General features: G+C 67.4%; 16 protein-coding genes and 1 tRNA gene. 12 read left to right on the forward strand and 5 right to left on the reverse strand.

The window, feature by feature from the left end:
• Nucleotides 1–237 precede the first annotated feature (237 nt).
• A complete protein-coding gene (locus ACYSM9_RS03775; protein WP_461855854.1) occupies nucleotides 238–1,065 on the reverse strand; it encodes a LysR family substrate-binding domain-containing protein in 828 nt (275 codons plus the stop codon).
• On the opposite strand from ACYSM9_RS03775, the gene ACYSM9_RS03780 reads away from it, so the two are divergent.
• Nucleotides 1,028–1,423: a DUF5997 family protein gene (locus tag ACYSM9_RS03780; RefSeq protein WP_461855672.1), complete on the forward strand. Its 396-nt coding sequence runs from the start codon at nucleotides 1,028–1,030 to the stop codon at nucleotides 1,421–1,423. The genes ACYSM9_RS03775 and ACYSM9_RS03780 overlap by 38 nt on opposite strands.
• Nucleotides 1,424–1,437: 14 nt before the next feature.
• On the opposite strand, the gene ACYSM9_RS03785 is transcribed toward ACYSM9_RS03780, so the two are convergent.
• Nucleotides 1,438–1,818 (reverse strand): VOC family protein, encoded by a 381-nt coding sequence (locus ACYSM9_RS03785; RefSeq protein WP_461855673.1) that lies wholly within the window; start codon nucleotides 1,816–1,818, stop codon nucleotides 1,438–1,440.
• A gap of 141 nt (nucleotides 1,819–1,959) precedes the next feature.
• Here ACYSM9_RS03785 and ACYSM9_RS03790 point away from each other — a divergent pair, with 141 nt between their 5' ends.
• Together ACYSM9_RS03790 and ACYSM9_RS03795 are read left to right on the forward strand one after the other, a co-directional pair.
• The gene (locus ACYSM9_RS03790; protein ID WP_461855674.1) at nucleotides 1,960–2,583 is read left to right on the forward strand and encodes a hypothetical protein; all 624 of its coding nucleotides are present in this window, start codon (nucleotides 1,960–1,962) and stop codon (nucleotides 2,581–2,583) included.
• Nucleotides 2,584–2,643: 60 nt separating this feature from the next.
• On the forward strand, nucleotides 2,644–3,252 hold the full coding sequence (locus tag ACYSM9_RS03795) for a DUF6919 domain-containing protein (RefSeq protein ID WP_461855675.1): 609 nt from the start codon (nucleotides 2,644–2,646) through the stop codon (nucleotides 3,250–3,252).
• A gap of 22 nt (nucleotides 3,253–3,274) precedes the next feature.
• On the opposite strand, the gene ACYSM9_RS03800 is transcribed toward ACYSM9_RS03795, so the two are convergent.
• The gene (locus ACYSM9_RS03800) at nucleotides 3,275–3,757 is read right to left on the reverse strand and encodes a pyridoxamine 5'-phosphate oxidase family protein (protein WP_461855676.1); all 483 of its coding nucleotides are present in this window, start codon (nucleotides 3,755–3,757) and stop codon (nucleotides 3,275–3,277) included.
• 66 nt (nucleotides 3,758–3,823) lie between these two features.
• Nucleotides 3,824–5,215 carry a flavin monoamine oxidase family protein gene (locus tag ACYSM9_RS03805; protein ID WP_461855677.1) on the reverse strand — a complete coding sequence of 464 codons (1,392 nt, stop codon included), beginning with the start codon at nucleotides 5,213–5,215 and terminating at the stop codon, nucleotides 3,824–3,826.
• A 138-nt stretch (nucleotides 5,216–5,353) separates the two neighbouring features.
• On the opposite strand from ACYSM9_RS03805, the gene ACYSM9_RS03810 reads away from it, so the two are divergent.
• From ACYSM9_RS03810 to ACYSM9_RS03820, 3 genes are all read left to right on the forward strand, one after another.
• Entirely contained in the window at nucleotides 5,354–6,055 is a 702-nt protein-coding gene (locus ACYSM9_RS03810) for a TetR/AcrR family transcriptional regulator (RefSeq protein ID WP_461855678.1), read from the forward strand.
• A gap of 79 nt (nucleotides 6,056–6,134) precedes the next feature.
• Nucleotides 6,135–7,262: an L-talarate/galactarate dehydratase gene (locus ACYSM9_RS03815; RefSeq protein ID WP_461855679.1), complete on the forward strand. Its 1,128-nt coding sequence runs from the start codon at nucleotides 6,135–6,137 to the stop codon at nucleotides 7,260–7,262.
• Between the two features lie 24 nt (nucleotides 7,263–7,286).
• On the forward strand, nucleotides 7,287–7,991 hold the full coding sequence (locus tag ACYSM9_RS03820) for a FadR/GntR family transcriptional regulator (RefSeq protein ID WP_461855680.1): 705 nt from the start codon (nucleotides 7,287–7,289) through the stop codon (nucleotides 7,989–7,991).
• Between the two features lie 193 nt (nucleotides 7,992–8,184).
• Here ACYSM9_RS03820 and ACYSM9_RS03825 read toward each other — a convergent pair.
• Nucleotides 8,185–8,267: transfer RNA gene (locus ACYSM9_RS03825), tRNA-Leu, on the reverse strand.
• 373 nt (nucleotides 8,268–8,640) lie between these two features.
• On the opposite strand from ACYSM9_RS03825, the gene ACYSM9_RS03830 reads away from it, so the two are divergent.
• The 6 genes from ACYSM9_RS03830 to ACYSM9_RS03855 are packed head-to-tail and all read left to right on the forward strand — an operon-like array spanning nucleotide 8,641 to nucleotide 16,108.
• The gene (locus ACYSM9_RS03830; protein ID WP_461855681.1) at nucleotides 8,641–9,381 is read left to right on the forward strand and encodes an FhaA domain-containing protein; all 741 of its coding nucleotides are present in this window, start codon (nucleotides 8,641–8,643) and stop codon (nucleotides 9,379–9,381) included.
• Complete coding sequence (locus ACYSM9_RS03835; RefSeq protein WP_461855682.1) at nucleotides 9,378–9,860, forward strand: FHA domain-containing protein FhaB/FipA; 483 nt, start codon at nucleotides 9,378–9,380, stop codon at nucleotides 9,858–9,860. The genes ACYSM9_RS03830 and ACYSM9_RS03835 overlap by 4 nt, the downstream gene beginning before the upstream one ends.
• 2 nt (nucleotides 9,861–9,862) lie before the next feature.
• The gene (locus ACYSM9_RS03840; protein WP_461855683.1) at nucleotides 9,863–11,566 is read left to right on the forward strand and encodes a PP2C family protein-serine/threonine phosphatase; all 1,704 of its coding nucleotides are present in this window, start codon (nucleotides 9,863–9,865) and stop codon (nucleotides 11,564–11,566) included.
• Nucleotides 11,563–12,951 carry an FtsW/RodA/SpoVE family cell cycle protein gene (locus ACYSM9_RS03845; protein WP_461855684.1) on the forward strand — a complete coding sequence of 463 codons (1,389 nt, stop codon included), beginning with the start codon at nucleotides 11,563–11,565 and terminating at the stop codon, nucleotides 12,949–12,951. Before ACYSM9_RS03840 ends, ACYSM9_RS03845 begins: the two co-directional genes overlap by 4 nt.
• Nucleotides 12,948–14,408: a peptidoglycan D,D-transpeptidase FtsI family protein gene (locus ACYSM9_RS03850; protein WP_461855685.1), complete on the forward strand. Its 1,461-nt coding sequence runs from the start codon at nucleotides 12,948–12,950 to the stop codon at nucleotides 14,406–14,408. Before ACYSM9_RS03845 ends, ACYSM9_RS03850 begins: the two co-directional genes overlap by 4 nt.
• Nucleotides 14,405–16,108: a serine/threonine protein kinase gene (locus tag ACYSM9_RS03855; RefSeq protein ID WP_461855686.1), complete on the forward strand. Its 1,704-nt coding sequence runs from the start codon at nucleotides 14,405–14,407 to the stop codon at nucleotides 16,106–16,108. The genes ACYSM9_RS03850 and ACYSM9_RS03855 overlap by 4 nt, the downstream gene beginning before the upstream one ends.
• The last annotated feature ends 13 nt before the right edge of the window (nucleotides 16,109–16,121 follow it).

Raw genomic sequence — 16,121 nt, forward strand, 5'->3', positions numbered from 1 at the left:
AACCCGCCCAGGAAGCCATGGAAAACGTCAAAGCCACCGCCACCGACGCCGCCCACCACGTCAAAACCGAAGGCCAAACGGCCGCCGCCGACCTCAAAGACCGCGCCACCGACGCCAAAGACCACGTCCAAAACACCTGAACCAAGGTGATGCCGGCCGGCTCCGCCACCCGCGGGGCCGGCCGTGCCGTGTCCGCGGCACGGAGCCTGGAACCCCTGGACGGGCACGCGTGCCCGGCTAGCGCTTGCCTTTCTTCCGCGACCCTTTGCCACGGCCCTTGTCCGGGTTGGGTGCGTACCGCTGGGCGACTTTCGGTGCCTTCTTCGATGCGGGCGCGCCGCCGCGGCGGTCCGGTTTGGGCTCCTTTTTCACCTTTCCCGGCTGCGCCGAGGGCTGGCGGGAGCTTTGGGCGGTCCGGCCACGGACAATCCCGATGAATTCCTCGAGCACCTCATCCGTGGCGCCGCTGGGCCAGATGAGCGCGATTTCGGTTCCGGCAGCACCGGTCAGCCGGCGGGCAACCGTGTCCTTGACGTTGAAATGCCGGGCGACGGACATGGGAAGAATCACCAGCCCGGCCCCTGCAGCCACCACCTCCAGCGCCGCTTCGGGACCCCCGAGGGCGGATACGTCCAGGAACGCGTCCTGTTCCAGGTCCCCGATCGCCACCTCCTCGAACACCGAGATCTCATGGCCCTTGGGGGCGACCACAACCGGCTGCTCCTCGTACAGGGGGATGACGCTGAGGCCTTCGCGTTCCACGGGAAGGCGTACGAAAGCCATGTCTGCCGTCCCGCCGCGGACCGCACCGAGCTGGTCATCGCCGTCGAGCATAAATGCCTTCAAGGGAATATGCGGCATCCGCTCCTCCCACCGGCGGATCCATTTGCCGGGCGTCACGCCCGCAGCGTAGGCGATGCGCAGCTCACGGGGGGCCGCCTCCGCAGCTGCGGCGTTGGTGTCTGGAGCGGAGGTATCGTCGGCGGGCACGTCTTCACAGTACCCGCCGCCCGGATACCCTTGAAGCATGACCTCTGCTAACTCCCAGTCCATGAAGCCGGCCACCGTTGCCAAGAAACTTGGCATCTACCTGCCGGCGACGCCGCAGGAGTTCCAGGATTCGAGCATTACCCGCGAGGAATTCGCCGAACTGCAGGCCAACCCGCCGGAGTGGCTGGCCGAGCTGCGCCGCAACGGCCCGCACCCCCGGCCCGTGGTTGCCCAGAAGCTGAACGTTTCCATCAGCGGCCTCGCACGCGGTGGCGTGGAAGAGGCGCTGACGACGGCGGAAATCACCGCGCTGCTTCAGGCTCCCCCGCAGTGGCTGGTCACCGAGCGCGCCACGCACGCGGCCGTCCGCGCCGAAGCGCAGCGCGTGAAGGACGAGGCCGCGAAGAAGGCAGCCAAAAAGGCACGCGCCTAGGCGTATCGGGGCAGTCAGTCCTGGTGGAGCTGGACGAAGTTGCCGCAGCCGTCGTCGAACACGGCACTGGTTCCGAACGGATCCGTGGTGGGCGGGGTCTTGAAGCTGACCCCGGCCGCCACCAGCCGCTCGTACTCCGCCTGGACGTCCGGGACCCCGAAGACAATCGCGGGCAGGCCTGCCTCGTGCACGCGGTTCATGTAGTCGGCCCCGATCGGGTTGTCGCTGGGCTCCAGCAGCAGACCCACGGAACTGTCGCCCGCGCCCGGATCCTTGATGATGTAGAGGTTGTGCTCGGGCATGGCCATCAGGGTTTCAAAGCCCAAAGTGCCCGTGTAGAAGGCATGGGCGGCCGCCGGATCCTGGACGTGGATGCTGCACATTTTCAGTCTCATGGCCCCCACGCTACCGCTGGGCGGTGCCTCGCGGCAGATATTTTCATCCCCGCCGCCCGCCATTGACGTTGCCCGTGGAACACGGTGCAATGGAATGACCAGCCCGGACGGCCGGGGCCTGGAGGGCGCTGGAGGTGCACCATGTCAGCCATCGCGGAACCCCTGTTCCAAGGCCTGCTTCAGGGAGTGTGGGCCGTCCTCCTCTGCGGGCCCGTGCTTCTTGCCGGGGTGGCCGGCACGGTCTTCACCGTCCGCCGCCGCGCGCTTGCCCCGGCCGGCGATTCCGTCCATGGCCCGGACCAGCTCTTCTGGGACCTGTTCCTGGGTTCGTGCGTGGCCCTGCCCGCGCTGCTGATCCCCGCATTGATTTCGCCGTGGGCGGGGCTGTTCCTCGCCGGAGCGGCCGCCGCGTCGGGGATGGCCGCCTACCGCGGGACCCCCAGGCTAGTGGCCCGGAGGGCCGCCCGCCGGGAGCAGGGGCGGCAGCGTGCGGCGCACCAGGCCGCGCAGGAGCGGCACGATGAGCTGATGCTCCGGTGGCGCCGCTACGAGCTGGACCCGGCCTGCAGCATCGACTATCCGGCACTGACCGATGTGCGGCTGCCCGAGACGTCCGCCATGATCAAGGCCATGCGGCGGGCGGACCAGCTCCGGACTGTTCCGCACCAGGGCTACCCGGACGCCGTCGGATGCCTGGCCGCGTCTCTTGCCGCCGCGGAGCATGCGGCAGGGATCCCGCCGGTCCTGCCGGCACAGCAGGCGTGACGTTAACTGCTGTGTCGGCAGCGGTGGAACCGGATGCGCCCCCGGCGATAGCATCCGAGGATGAAGCCTGAGGAATTTCCGGCCCATGACCAGTACGGCCGCCTGCTGGAGGACCGCGGGGTCTGGCGGCAGGCCACCACCCTTGAAGGGGCCGGCGAGCTGACCGCGCGCTGGCTCGAAGGCGGCAGCTCCTACCAGCCAGGACACTTCGCCGCGGGCTTCGACGCCGAAACGGAACCCCTTGCCCCGGTGCTGGCGGAGCTGAACCGGAACGGCCTGTTCACCAAGGAATCCCAGCCGGGCATCCTGGATGATGCGGCCGCGCAACGGGAGTACGTCACAGGGTTTTGCAGTGCCGCGACCGCCTCGGACCTGCTGGCGCTCTCCACCCGCACGGAACTGGTGACCGTCGCCCACGCCCCCGGCGAAGCCAGCAGCGCCGCCATCCCGGTGACCCTTGCCGGGACGGAGGTCACCACCGTGCTCGGCTCCAGCGAAAACCCGGTGGAAGAGGAACAGATCCGTGACTGGGCGGAGGAAACCAACGAGACCCTGGCCCTGCTGCTCGCGGACTCCTGGTACGTCGAGATCCTGGATCCGGTGTGGGGACGCAACGACGTGCTGCTGGCGGCCGTCCTCCAGACATTGAAGGGGGCGGAGCAGCCATAGCTGCCCCGCCCCTGCCGTACCTTTAGAGCTCGACGGTTCCGCTCTCGCCGACGCTCATGCGGCTGTGCGTCACCTTGGACTTGACCCACTGCAGGACCGTTGCAGCCGTGCCGCCGGGGCTGGTCCAGTACTCCGCCGAGTCCGAGTCGACGTGCAGCAGGCACACCTCGGGGGTGTCCGGGCCGTCCGGGAACCACGCCTCAACCGCCTGGTTCCACAGCTCGCGGATTTTTTCCCGGTCGGTGACCACCTGGGCGGTACCCGCCACGGAAACCCACTCCGTGTTCTTGCCAAAGGCGACGTTGACGCGGGAGTCCCTGCGGACGTGGGCGACCTGCGAGGTGCCGAGCCCGGTGAAGAACCACATGCCGCCGTCGTCCTTTACCTCCTGGACGGCCAGCGGCCTGCTGACGAGGGCGCCTTCTTCGTTGATGGTGGTGACCATGCCGATCTTGGAATCGTTGATGATCTCAGTAACCTTGCTGATGCTCTGCGCGTCAGTCATGCCTCACCTCGTTCGTCTGAAGTCGGGGACGCTCCCCGCCGCCAGCCTAATAGTAAGCATGCTTATTTACCAGCCGGCGGCCACCGGCACTTTTGCCATCTCGACGATGCGGGCGGCCGTCAGGCGGCCCATGCGGATGGCGCCGTCCACGTGCTGGTAGCCTTCCGCGGCGAGGTCCGAGGACGACCAGTAGATGGGGCCAACCGGCGCGTGCTGGTCCTTGCCGTAGCGGTGGAGGCCACCCAGGTCATAGCTTGATGCGTAGGCGCCGCGCGTCCATTCCTCCGAGCCCCAGTCGGACTCGTAGTAGACCTCGGGGGTGAGGGCCTCGTCGCCAAGGTAGCTGGCGATCGATTCGAGGATCGCCTTCCGGCGTTCCCCGGCACTGAGTTCGAAGACGGCGTCGGCCTTCTCGTCGGAGACGAAGCCCACCAGGGTGCCGCGGGAATCACCGTGGTTGGTGTTGTCGTACACCTCCTGGACCAGGGCGTCCGCGCCGAAACCGGTTCCGGAAAGGCCCTTGTCCCGCCAGAACGGTGTGCTGTAGACGGCGTGCACCTTGATGACCAGGCCCAGGGACTGGTGCTGGTGCATCTGGTGCTGCCGGCGCGGCAGGGGCGGATTGAAGGAAACGCGGGAGTAGAGGTTGGGCGGCACGGCCATGATGACGAACCTGGCGCTGACGGTGGCCCGGTCCGATTCGACGGTGACGCGGTGGCCGCAGTCGGCGTCAGGCTCCCAGGTGACGGTGCGCACCGGCGAGCCCAGCACGACGTCGTCCCCCAGTTCCTCCGCCTGCAGCAGCGAGACCTGCTGCATCCCGCCCACCACGCGGCGGTCCAGGATGAAGTCCTCATCCGTCAGGTGGGTGAAAGAGCCCGCGGACGCTGCCATGAGGACGGCCTGCAGGGCGGAGAAGGCGTGCGCCGGCTTGGTGAGCATGCCGCCGGCGATGAACAGGCCGATGTTCTTGCAGGCTTCCTCGTTGGAGGAGTTCTGCCGCAGCCAGTGGTGGAAGGAGATGGTGTCCAGCTCCCGGGCCCTGGGGTGCGCCCACGGCTCGGTGGGTCCGACTTCTGCGGCGAGTTCGTCGAGGAGGGCCACCAGGCGGTCCATTTCGACGGCGGTGTCCGCGTCAACCGGGAAGGAGTCCCCCGTGTAGCGGACGGGTGCGCCGTCCGCGCCGATATAGATGGACTCGCCGTCGCGGTAGCGGGGGTACGTCTCCAGGCTCAGTTCCTGCAGCAGTTCCAGCAGGGCGGTCTGGTCCGGTGAGACCCACTGGCCGCCGATCTCGAGCATGGCGCCGTCCACGGCGTCGGTCCAGGTGCGGCCGCCTACCCGGTCGCGCGCTTCGAGCACGGCAACGGTGAGTCCGGCCTTCTTCAGTTCACGCGCGGCAGTCAGCCCGGAGGGCCCGGCTCCAACGACCACGACGTCGCGGTTCAGGTTCAGCATGATGTCCTCTCTGCGGCCCGCCCGGTGACGGTCACCACTAAATGAATGCCGTTCATTTAGTAGAACTATAGCCCGCACCCGCCGGGAGCGGAAGTGCCGGATGGAATAATGCTGGAGACCACCAACGAAAGGGCAGCAATGCCGGCAGTACCAGCCATGACGGGCCGCACCACCAGCACCGGCGGTGCACAGAGGAGGCGGGCGGGCCGGCCCTCGGCGGCGGTCCTGGACAAGTCCGGAATCACGGCGGCCGCACTGGACCTGGTCAGCAGCAAGGGGTATGAGGGGCTCACCATGGCGGCCCTGGCCAAGGTACTGGAGGTGGCACCATCAGCCCTCTACAACCATGTGAAGTCCAAGCAGGACGTCCTGCTCCTGGTGGAGGACCACCTGATGTCCCTCGTGGACGTCTCCGGCTTCGACGCCCGGCCATGGGAGGACGCCGTGCGCACCTGGGCCTGGAGCTACCGGGACGTCTTCGCGGAACACACCCCGCTGATTCCCGTGATCGCCGTCCTGCCGGTCACGGACGCCCCGCAGACCCTGGCGATGTATGAGACCGTCAGCAAAGGATTTTCCGACGCCGGGTTCCCCCGGGAGCGGATCGTGCCGGCCATCGTGGCGCTTGAATCTTTCATCTTCGGCTCCGCCTACGACGTCACCGCGCCGGACGACATTTTCGAGTCCGGTTCCATGGCGGACGCCACGCCCTACTTCACCGCCGCCGTCCGCGGTTCGGCAGCCTCCGGCAGTAGCGAGCAGGGCCGGCCGGCGGATACCGCGTTCAGCCTGGGGCTCGATGCGCTCATTTCGGGACTGGGCACACTGCGCCGCCGGTAGCACTACTTGTAATACAAGTTGTTCACTTATATCCTAAGAGCGTGGGCGAAGGAGCCCAGTCCCGCCTCTAGGAGAACTCATGAGCACCGTCGACCTCATCCGGCACGTCAAGCTGTCCACCGCCCGCCTGCCCCTCACCATTCCCATCAGTGACGCCAAGGTGTTCACCGGCCGGCAAAAGCCCATGACCGAGGTGGTCTTCCTGTTCGCGGAAATCACCACGGAACTCGGCCACTCCGGCATTGGCTTCAGCTACTCCAAGCGCGCCGGAGGCCCGGCCCAGTACGCCCACGCCAAGGAAGTGGCGGAGGGCCTCATCGGCGAGGACCCCAACGACATCGCCAAGATCTACACCAAGCTCCTCTGGGCCGGCGCGTCCGTGGGCCGCTCCGGCGTGGCCACCCAGGCTCTCGCCGCCATTGACATCGCCCTCTATGACCTCAAGGCCAAGCGGGCGGGCCTTTCCCTCGCGAAGTTCCTGGGCGCACACCGTGATTCGGTGCAGACCTACAACACCTCCGGCGGCTTCCTCAACGCCACGCTGGACGAGGTGAAGGCACGCGCCAGCCAGTCCATCGAGGAAGGCATTGGCGGCATCAAGATCAAGGTCGGCCTGCCGGACAGCAAGGAAGACCTGCGCCGCGTCGCCGGCGTCCGCGACCACATCGGCCCGGATGTCCCGCTGATGGTGGACGCCAACCAGCAGTGGGACCGCGCCACCGCCCTGCGCATGGGGCGCCGGCTGGAGGAATTCGACCTCGTCTGGATCGAAGAACCCCTGGATGCCTACGACTTCGAAGGCCATGCCCACCTGGCCCAGGTCCTGGACACCCCCATCGCCACCGGCGAAATGCTTGCCTCCGTGGCCGAGCACAAGGGCCTCATCGCCGCGAACGGCTGCGACATCATCCAACCCGACGCACCGCGCGTCGGCGGCATCACCCAGTTCCTCCGCCTCGCCGCCCTCGCCGATGAACGCGGCCTGGGCCTGGCACCGCACTTCGCCATGGAAATCCACCTCCACCTGGCCGCGGCCTACCCCCGCGAACCGTGGGTGGAGCACTTCGACTGGCTCGACCCGCTGTTCAACGAGCGCCTGGAAACCAAGGATGGCCGGATGATCGTCCCGGACCGCCCCGGCCTCGGCGTGACGTTGAGCGACCAGGCCCGCGCCTGGACCACCGAGAGCGTGGAGTTCGGCGCCTGATCCCGACGCCGTACCCTTGGAACCATGAGCCGGAACCTCACTACTGACCTCGCCGCTGACCTTCGCAACCGCATCGTCGACGGCGTCATCCAGCCCGGCGAGAAGCTTCCCAGCGAAAACACGCTGATCAGCGACTTCGGCGTGAGCCGGACAGTGGTGCGTGCCGCGCTCACCCGGCTGCAGGCAGAGGGACTGGTGGAAACCGAGCGGGGGCGCGGCAGCTTCGCGCTCACCCCGCCCGCGGAGGGACCCCCGGCAGTGCCGGGCGTCCGGCCCGTGGCCACCACCGAGGACAGGCTGCACCTGCTGGCGTTCCGCATGGGGGTGGAGACCGAGGCCGCGGCCCTGGCCGCCCGCCACCACACCGACCGGCAGCTCCGTGCCGTGGGCGCCGCCCTGGAAACCTTCACCGAAAGCGCGGGCCACCCCGCGCACGCCATGAAGGCGGACTTCGAATTCCACCGCGCCGTGGCGGCTGCCTCAGGCAACCCCTACTACTCGGACTGCCTCGCCGCCCTGGGGCAGACCATGATCGCGATGCCCCGCACCCGGCTGATGACCGGCGTCGAACACTACGCCCGGGACCATTTCGACCAGGTGGTGCAGGAGCACCGGTCCATCCTGGACGCCATCGCCGACGGTGACGAGGCTGCCGCGGCGGCCGCCATGCGCAGCCACCTGGCAAACTCCCGACGCCGGTTCAAGGCGTCGGCGCGCCCGTCCGCTTAGGCCCCGGCCGCCGTCGTTGTCCCGGGCAGGCGCCGCAGCACCCTTCACCGGACGCGGCACCAGCCGACGCGGTAGTGCGAAGTCCGCCCGCGGGTGCGAAGTCCGAAAGCTGGTGCAATCCGGCAGACCCTGGGTTTCGTGCCGGAAACGCAAAAAGAGCCCCGGTCCTAAGACCGGGGCTCTTCTATATGCGTGCGCGAGGGGGGATTTGAACCCCCACGCCCTTTCGGACACTGGCACCTGAAGCCAGCGCGTCTGCCGTTCCGCCACTCGCGCGCAACTTCTTCCACTCAGCCGGACCGGTTTCCCGGATCCGCGCCTTGTAAAAGCAGCGAGATCAAGCATAACGGACATCGGCGGCAAATTACCAATTGGCCTCCGCGCCGCCTCCCGTGGCACGTAAAGACCGGACGGAATACGCCCCGAAAGCTGCGTCCGGAGTCAGCGCCGAACACGGCGCAGTGCAGATGTCACCGAACTTTTACCGGCGCACGGCCGTTGCGGATTAAGGTCATTCACAGGGCATCCCAGTAGTATCGGATGTAAGAGTGGCTGCCGCCTGCAGGGACACCATCCAGTGTCGAACCGCAATGCAGGTGCTGGTCCCCAACGGATACTGCCCCGGGGCCGGGGGGAAAGGAGAAGGACCATGGGTCTGCTTGACAAGGTGGAACGCGGCATTGAAAAGGCCGTCCGCGGTGTCTTCTCCACCGGTTCCAAGGCCCAGGTTGAACCCGTGGAGATCGCCAGCAGGCTCCGCCGCGAAGTGGACCACAAGGCAATCACCGTGGCCGCCGGACGCACCCTGGTGCCCAATGTCTTCGACGTCCAGCTGAGCGACGAGGATTTCAAGCGTGCCCAGGAATGGGGGACCCCGCTGGCCGAAGAACTGTGCGACGTCGTGATCAACCACGTCCGCAGCCAGGGCTACACGCTCCAGGGGCCGGTCCGGATCTCCTTCCGGCGTGAGAGCGGTTTGCGGGCCGGGGATTTCGAAATAGCCTCCGCTACCGAAAAGTCGCAAAGTTCCGGCGCCGCCCAGCCGCGTCCCAACGTCCCCGCAGCACCCAGCCGCCAGCCGGTCAGGCTTCAGCCTGTGCTGGACATCGATGGGCAGCGCTATTCGCTGAACGCGCCCTCCATCATCCTTGGACGGTCCTCGGAGGCCGACATCCACGTCGACGACACCGGCGTATCCCGCCGCCACCTCGAAATCCGTACGGAGAACGGCGTGACGAGCGCCGTGGACCTCGGTTCCACCAACGGCAGCTACGTCAACGGCCAGCGGGTTTCGGGAAGCACTGAACTTACTGACGGCTCCACCATCACGATGGGACGGACAAAGATCATCTTCCGCCTGCTTCCCGCCAGCCCGGGTGGCCACGCATGAGCGACCTGACCATCACCGCCCTGCGGTTTGGGTTCCTGCTGCTCCTCTGGGTGCTCATCTTCAGCATTGTCTCCGCCATGCGCCGGGACCTCATGGTGGGCCGCAAGGCAGCCGCGGGCGCCCCGTCGGCACGCCAGGTGCGTCGCAACCCGGATCTCGCCGAGCCGCCGCAGCCGCCGGTGAAGCAGCAGGCGCGGCAGCTGGTGGTAGTTGAAGGCCCGCTCAAGGGCAGGACACTTCCCCTGGCAGCCAGCCCGATCCTGCTCGGCCGCGCCCAGGAGGCAACCCTGGTGTTGGAGGACGACTACGCCTCCGGCCGGCACGCCAGGCTCTTTCCCCAGGGCAGCCGCTGGTTCATAGAGGACCTGGGATCCACCAATGGAACCTATCTGGGAGACCAGCAACTTACCCGTGCCCTGCCGGTCGAGCCAGGGGTACCCGTGAGAATCGGCAAGACGGTCATTGAATTGAGGCCGTAACCATGGCCGCCACCGAAAACCCCGCACCCGGATCCGAGCCCGGAGCGCGGCCACTCATCATGCGCTTCGCGGCGCGGTCCCACGTGGGCCGGATCCGTTCGAAGAATGACGATTCAGCCTATGCGGGCCGTCACCTCGCCGTGGTCGCGGACGGCATGGGCGGCCACGCGGGCGGTGACGTGGCTTCAGCGGCAACCGTCCTGGACATGATCCACCTGGACCGCGCGGACTACGAAGGTGATGCCGGAACCACCCTCGCCGACGAGATCCAGACCGCGAACTCCCTGCTCTCCGAGCTTGTCCACATCAACCCAAAACTTGCAGGAATGGGCACGACTGTCACGGCCCTCCTGCTGGCGGAGGGGAAGCTGCACTTCGCGCACATCGGCGATTCCCGCGCCTACCGTTTGCGCGACGGCGAATTCAAGCAGGTCAGCGTGGACCACACGTTCGTGCAGCGGCTGATCGACGAGGGCCGGCTCAAACCCGAGGAAGCTGAAACGCACCCGCACAAGAACGTCCTGATGCGCGTCCTCGGCGACGTCGATGCGAGCCCCGAACTGGACCTGGACACCCTGGATGTGAAGCTGGGTGACCGCTGGCTGCTCTGCTCCGACGGCCTGAACTATGTCGCCGGGCACGCCGTGGAGCGCACGGTCCGGGAAACCCGGGACCTCGCCGAATGCGCCGAAAGCCTGGTGGAACAGACGCTTGAGGCCGGAGCCCCGGACAACGTCACCGTGGTCATGGTGGACATCGCCGAAGAAACGCCCGACGACGTCAGCACGGCCGCCGTCGATATCATCCCGCCCGTGCAAGGCAGCAAGCCCGCTGCCGCGGCCGGGGCAGCGGGAGACGACAAAGAGGCGGGGGCAAAGGACGCAGAGGCAAAGCCGGCGGCCAGCCAGGAACCCGCAGACCACGCCGAAACTGGCCAGGACAAGCCCGCCGCGGCCTCCGGCCAGGAGACACCCGGCAACGCCCCTGACAAGGACGGAAAAGCCGGTTCCGCCGAGCCCGGCAGCACCGACCCCCACCTTGGCGAGCATCTGTCCGCGGAAGTCCTGCGGGAGGAACTGGCTTCCCGCCCGCACCACCTTGTCGGCGCTGCGGCCGCAGCCGCCGAGTCCGGCTCCATCCCCACGGTTGCCGGCCGGACCGTGGCCAGGCGCGCAGCCACCCTCCTTACCCACAAGGCTGAGTCCGCCGGCGACCCCGCCGACGCCCTGGTCCCGCTGCGTCCCCGGCGCTGGGTGGCCTGGACGATTGCCGCGGCAGTCCTGGTGGTGGTGGCCGTGGGCCTGTGGCTCGGCTACGCGTGGACCCAGACCCGCTACTACATCGGCGAATTCGATTCCCGGGTTGCCATCTACAACGGCGTATCACAGCGGCTTGGCCCCATCCAGCTGTCCTCCCTCGAAGCCGTGACTGACATCCGAATGGACTCCCTCCCGCCGTTCTCCCAGCAGCGCGTCCGGCAGACAGTCCCCGCCAATGATCTCTACGATGCCCAGCGGATCGTGAAGAACCTCGAGCTCACGGGAACCACGTCGCCGGAGCAGGAATGCCCCACGGCTTCCGCGTCCGCGTCGGCCGGGGCATCCCCGGCAGCCAGTGCGGCGCCCCCGCCGGCTCCGGCCGCCTCCGCGTCCCCGGCGCCCACTGCTTCCCCCACCCCTACCATCACCTGCGAGGCGGCCAAATGAGCCAGGTAAACGCCATGCCCAAGCCTCGCCGCAACGTCGAACTGTTGCTGCTGCTCCTGGCGCTTGCCGTGGGCATCGGCGCCAACATGCTGGTGGGCGTGGATGCGGAGAAGGCATTCGACTCAGATTTCTGGTTCCAGTCCAGCCTGCTGGCAATCGCGGCGCTGGCCTTCCACGGCGTCCTGAGGTTCCGGGCGAAGTATGCCGACCCGGTAATACTTCCCATCGTGGTGGCACTGAACGGCCTCGGCCTTGCCATGATCCACCGGCTGGACGGCCCCGGGGATGACACCGGAAACAACCAGCTGCGCTGGACCCTGGTTGCCATGGCCGTGGCCATCGCAGTGGTGTTCTTCCTCAAGGACCACCGCATCCTGCGCCGGTTCACGTTTATTTCCCTGGCCGCCAGCGCATTGCTGCTGATCCTGCCGCTGGTCCCGGGCATCAGTGCCGGGGAGATCCTGGGGGCGCGCGTGTGGATCAGGTTCGGGCCCATGACGTTCCAGCCAGGTGAAGTCGCCAAGATTACGCTGGCCATATTCTTTGCCGGGTACCTGTCCTCCAACCGGGATTTGATCCTGCTCGCCGGCCGGAAGATCGGCCCGCTGCAGTTCCCGCGGTTCAAGGACATGGGCCCCATGATCACCGCCTGGCTGGTCAGCATCGGCGTCCTCATTTTCCAGCGCGACCTGGGCTCATCCCTGCTGTTCTTCGGCCTGTTCATCGTGATGATCTACGTGGCCACCAGCCGGATCAGCTGGGTGGTCATCGGCCTGGCCCTCATCCTCGGCGGCGGCTTCGTGGCCGCCCAGGTGTTCTCCCACGTCCAGCAGCGCGTCTACGGCTGGCTCAACGCCTTCTCGCCGGACGTCTACGAAAACGGCAGCCGGCAGGTCATCGAGGGCCTGTTCGGCATGGCCAACGGCGGCCTGGTGGGAACCGGCCTCGGCCAGGGGCGGCCGGACCTCGTCCCGTTCGCCAACAGCGACATGATCATTGCCTCCCTCGGAGAAGAACTGGGCCTGATCGGGCTGTTCGCCGTCGTCCTGCTCTACCTGCTCTTCTTTACCCGCGGATTCCGTGCCGCCCTGGGCACCCGGGATGCCTTCGGGAAGCTGCTCGCCTGCGGCCTGTCCTTCGCGGTGGCGCTCCAGTGCTTCGTGGTGATCGGCGGCGTCACCCGGCTCATCCCCTTGACGGGCCTCACCACGCCGTTCCTGGCGGCCGGCGGGTCCTCGCTGCTGGCCAACTGGATCATCGTGGGACTGCTGCTGTTGATCTCCCATGCGGCCCGCGGACCCGTGGACACCACCCCGCTTCCTCCGGCCGGGACAGCGGAGGCCACCGGCATTGACACTCCCACCGAGGCGGTGAAACAGGCGTGAACCAGGCAATCAGGCACTCATGGGTGGCGGCCGTCGCCATGTTCGCGCTGATCTTCGGCGCCATCAGTTACGTCCAGGTTGTGGGCGCCGACGACCTCAAGACCAATCCGCTGAACCAGCGCGCCATCCTGCAGAACTACTGCAACGACCGCGGCGCCATCATTGTCGGCGGCAGCCCCGTGGCCGAGTCGGTGGAAACCAGTTCGGAAACGTGCAAGTTCCAGCGCACCTACCCGCAGCCGGAGCTGTACGCCGGGCTGACCGGTTACTTCTCCAAGAACTACGGTGCCACCGGCCTGGAGCAAAGCATGGGATCGGAACTGGCCGGTGACTCCGACCAGTTGTTCCTGGACCGGGTGGGGCAGCTCTTCCTGGGGAACCAGCCCAAGGGCGCTTCGGTGGAACTCACCATCGACCCCCAGATCCAGCAGCTTGCCTACAGCCTGATCCCGGACGGCCAGCGCGGCTCGATCGTGGTGACCAACCCCAAGACCGGGGCCATCCTGGCCATGGTTTCCAAACCGTCCTACAACCCGAACCAGGTGGCCACCCAGGACGCCAAGGCAGAAGGCGCCGCCATCAATGAGCTGGTGAAGGTGCCCGGCATCAACTTGAACCAGAACGTCAGCGGTCCCACCGGTGAGCTGCTCGCCCCGGGCTCTGTCTTCAAGCTCGTCGATACCGCGGCCGCGCTTGCCTCCGGGAAATACAACAAAGACAGCGTGCTCCCCAACCCCGCCGAAATGCCCTTCGACGGGATCCAGTACAAGCTGCCCAACTACGCGGGCGGCAACTGCTACACGCGGGATACCGCCGGGTTCGCCTTCGCCTTGCAGCAGTCCTGCAACACGCCGTTTGCCAGCATTGCCCTGGACCTCGGCCGCAACGCCATTGCCGAGCAGGCCAAGAAGTTCGGCTTCGGCGAACAGGTCGGCGACCAGCTGAAGCTGGGCCATGCGCAGGGCAACGGCTTCCCGGACAACCTCGACGCACCGGGACTGGCCCAGTCGGCCATCGGGCAGAAGGATGTCCGCGCCACGCCGCTGCAGATCAACATGATGACCTCCGCCATCGCCAACGGTGGCATCCAGATGCAGCCCAAGCTCATCAAGACCCTGCGTTCCCCTGACCTGCGCGTCATCGACGAACCACAGCCGCAGCAGCTGCGCACCTCCACCACCCCGCAGATCGCCAGCCAGATCACGGAGTGGATGGCAAGTGCCGTCAGTGACGGCATCGCCAAGGGCGCGGCCGTCCCCGGTGTCCAGGTCGCCGGCAAGACGGGAACGGCAGAGCTCGGGAATGGAACCAACAACTCCTGGTTCACGGGCTTTGCCCCCGCAAACAATCCGCAGGTGAGTGTCACGATCGTCATGGAAGGCGTGAACATCACCACCGGCGCACAGCTGACCAGTCCGAACGCGAAGAAGATTTTTGAGGCGGTGTTGAATAAGTGAGGCCTACAACCGGAATCACCCTCGGCGGCAGATTCCAGCTGACCACACGGATCGCGATCGGCGGCATGGGGGAAGTCTGGAAAGCGAAAGACCTCGTCCTTGGCCGCATCGTGGCGATCAAGGTGCTCAAGGAGGAATACACCGGCGACCCCGGCTTCCTCCAGCGCTTCCGGGCCGAGGCACGCCACACCGCGCTGCTGAATCACGTAGGGATCGCCAATGTCTTCGACTACGGCGAAGAAGAAGGCTCAGCCTACCTGGTCATGGAACTGGTGCCCGGGCAGCCGCTGAGCAGCATCATCGAACACGAGCAGGTGCTCTCGCCGGACCGCACGCTCTCCATCGTCGCGCAGACCGCCCGCGCCCTGTCCGTGGCGCACGCACAGGGGCTGGTCCACCGCGACGTCAAGCCCGGAAACCTCCTGATCACCCCCGACGGACGCGTCAAGGTCACAGACTTCGGCATTGCCCGCCTGGCGGACCAGGTGCCGCTCACGCAAACGGGCCAGGTGATGGGCACCGCGCAGTACCTGGCGCCCGAACAGGCGACCGGCCAGACCGCCACGGGGTCGTCCGACATCTATTCCCTGGGCGTCATCGGGTATGAGTGCCTCACGGGCCACCGGCCCTTCTCGGGCGAGTCACAGATCGCCATCGCCCTCGCGCAGGTCAACGACGCCCCGCCGCCCCTGCCGGAATCCCTGCCGTCGCCCGTCCGGGCGCTCCTGATGTCCATGCTGGCCAAGGATCCGAAGAACCGGCCGGCGAACGCGATCAAGCTGGCCGAAGCCGCCGAGGCCATCCGCAACGGAGACATCGGCGCGGCCCGTGCCGCGGTCCCCGGGATGCTTCTGTTCGACGCTGAGACGGGCCCCATCACCGCCCCGGTGGACACCACCACAGCCCCGACCGGCGTCATCGGCGCCCAGCGCGACTCGACGCCGTCCGCCACCTCCGCCCTGCCCGTGGTCGGGGCCGGCGCAGGAATGGCTGCCGGCGCCGCGGGTGCGGCGGCGGCAGGGGAGGACGGCCGCCAGGGGACGCTTGCCCGCGCCAATGCGATGGCGGCTGAGCGGAACTGGGACCAGGAAGAGGAAACGTACGACGACGGGCCCGCCGACGAGCCGCGGCGCAAGGGCCGCAGCCCTTGGACGTGGCCGTTGGTCGCCTTGATCCTGCTGCTGCTGTTTGCCCTGGCGGGCTTCCTGCTGAGCCAGCTGGGACTCTTCTCCCCGTCCGGCAACCCCACGTCCGTGCCCAGCACGAGCACCAGTCCGTCCGCGTCTGCCAGCCCCAGCCGCACCACGGCGTCGGCCACACCAACGCAGACCCGAAGCACACCGACGCCCACTCCAACGCCGACGCAGGACACCGTCAACGTCGTCGCGGCAGGCTACCTGGGCAAGGACTACCGCCAGGTACAGACACAACTGGAGCAACTGGGCCTCCAGGTCACGGTACTGCCGCAGGAGAGCACCGCGACCCCCGGAACCGTCCTGGAGCTGAACCCCACCGGAACAGTGCCAAAGGGGTCGCTCATCACCGTCATTTACGCGACGGCTCCGAAACCCGCCCCCACCAGCGCGGCGCCGACCCCAGCGCCCACCACTTCGCCGGTCGCTGGGCCGACGCCCATCTCGCCGCTGCCCACCTGTGCCACCGGCCAGGCACCGGGAACACCGCCGACCTGCGCTCCGTAGCCACCGGGATCAC

Source organism: Arthrobacter sp. C152, assembly GCF_054890965.1.